A 2102-nucleotide genomic window follows, 5' to 3' on the forward strand; every position below is an offset into this window, starting at 1 on the left:
AGCAGCGTGAGGGAGACGGTCTTGAGCATGGAAGGCCGGAACTGAGGAGGTTGCCCGGGATATCGCGGCGTGGGGCCTCGTGGCAAGCCGGCTTGCCCCGGGCGTGGCGATATTCAGGTGGTCCGGCCTGCAAGCAGCATGACGTTCCCATGTCAGCGAACGCCTGTCACGGACAAGTCCGGACTGCGCCCCTTCTGATTCTCGGCGGCGCTGCACGTGGCCATCCAATCACTGACTTGTCAGGCGCCGATCCGATGCCTGTGCTTGAAGCCGCCGCCATTTCGTTCCACATCGGTCGGGATGAAGGGCGAGACAGAAGAGCGGCGTCGGAATTTGGCGTGGGCTTTGCCCGCATCGCTGATGCTGCATGCGCTGATCGCAGCGTTTCTGGTCTATACCTTGCCCAAGCGCGCCCAACAGCCGGATCAGGAGCAGCCGGTCAATGTCGCGCTTGTGCCTCCACCCGAGCAACCTAAGCCGAAGCCTCCGCCCGCACCGCAGCCGAAGCAACTCAAGGCCGAGAAGCCCCCGGAACCCAAGGCTGAAAAGCCGCCCGAGCAGAAAGTCGAAAAGCCTCCAGTGCCGGAAAAGCAGCCGCCGAAGCCACCGCCGATCGCGGTGCTAAAGCCCGTTTTCCAGTACGGCAACAAGGACACCGGCCCCAGGACATCCCTGGGTGGAGCCGGCAACCGGGACAACACGCCGTCGCCGGCGAAGGATAACGATACGAAGCCGCCCGCCGTGGCGAAGCCTGCACAGAAGCAAACTGCCGCGCCGGCCGATGCCGATCAGCCGGCAGATCACAGCACGGCTGACGAGAAGCCGGTAATCGCCGCGACGGACACCGAGCCCGCCCAAAGTGACGAGAAGGCAGCCCAGGACACGGATAAACAGCAGGCAGCCAAGCAAGAGGCAGGAGCGCCAACCGCCGAAAAGCAAGCAGGAGTGGCGCCGGCGCCGTTGGATGCCAAGAGGGGTGGTAAAGTCGATCTTCCGGCGCCGGCCGAAAAGCAAAAGCCCAAGCAAGCAAATGCGCTGAAGTTCAGGCCCGCAAAGGTCTCGAAGTCCCGAAGCAAGAGCGCCGGAACGCCAGGTTCTACCAACGCCGCCGTTGCTGCGTCGCCGATCTATTCCGGACTTCCGGGTGTTCGAAAGCTCTATTCGCAGGGCGCTACCGGCGATGCGCTGGCCACAAGCTCTATGAGCGAGGTGCCTCGCGACCAGCGGGTTGCCAACCTTTGCGGCAGCGTTTTGAACCAGGAGTTGCAGGGCGCCTCCTATTCTCCCAAATGGCTGCCATCCATTCCGCTGAAGGTGGGCAATGTTCTTGACCCTCCGGTGGCCGCCTTCAGCACCGCAACCACATGGTACCGCCTAAGCTTCCGGTGCGAGGTCGACACCGATGCGACAAGGGTCTTGTCGTTCAACTTCCGTGTCGGGGCTGAGATCCCACCCGGCGAATGGGCCGGGCTCAAATTGCCTAGTCTCCGCTAAGCTTTCCTGCGAAAGCGGGTAGCGGTTCGGGGCAAGCGCATGCGTCGAAGGAAGGTTCAAAGCGCGGACAGCGTCTCCGGCAGGGTAGGAGCGTTGAGAACCGGCGCCGCCTGGAAGGCTTTGGTCATTGCCCTCAGCGTCTGCGTGGTGCGGCTGGAAAGCACGGGCGGCCGCTCGGCCTCTGCCTGCGCCGCGGCGTCGGCGGCCTCCTTCTTCGCCTCTTCCTCGGCCTTGGCCGCGACCTCCGGGTCGACCCAGGGATGATCGAGGCCAGGGATCGGCTTCAGATCGATGTTCTGGTGTGCATAGGCCATCAGCCGCTGCCAGACCATCGCCGGCAGCGACCCGCCGGTCATGTTGTTGGTCGGCGTGAAATCGTCATTGCCGAGCCAGACGGCGGCCGTGTAGTTGCCGGTGAAACCGACGAACCATGCGTCTCGGTAGGACTGCGTGGTGCCGGTCTTGCCCGCGACGACGATGTTGGGAAGCTGCGCGCGCCGCGCCGTGCCGATCGCCGGCACCGCGGCCAGCATGGTGTTCATGTATTTCAGAGCTTTTTCCGACAGCACACGGTGCGGCGGCGGCGCGTCCTTGGCCCAGTCATAGAC

Annotated in this window: 2 protein-coding genes; one reads left to right on the forward strand and one right to left on the reverse strand. The window is 64.0% G+C overall.

Annotated elements, in window-relative coordinates:
* Positions 1 to 300: 300 nt before the first annotated feature.
* Entirely contained in the window at positions 301 to 1494 is a 1194-nt protein-coding gene (locus tag EOA75_RS32200; RefSeq protein ID WP_127326089.1) for a DUF930 domain-containing protein, read from the forward strand.
* Positions 1495 to 1550: 56 nt separating this feature from the next.
* On the opposite strand, the gene EOA75_RS32205 is transcribed toward EOA75_RS32200, so the two are convergent.
* Positions 1551 to 2102, reverse strand: a 552-nt coding sequence (locus EOA75_RS32205; RefSeq protein ID WP_281058593.1) for a penicillin-binding transpeptidase domain-containing protein, incomplete at its 5' end; no start/stop codon positions are given.

The organism is Mesorhizobium sp. M1A.F.Ca.IN.022.07.1.1, from assembly GCF_003997575.1.
Lineage (GTDB): Bacteria > Pseudomonadota > Alphaproteobacteria > Rhizobiales > Rhizobiaceae > Mesorhizobium.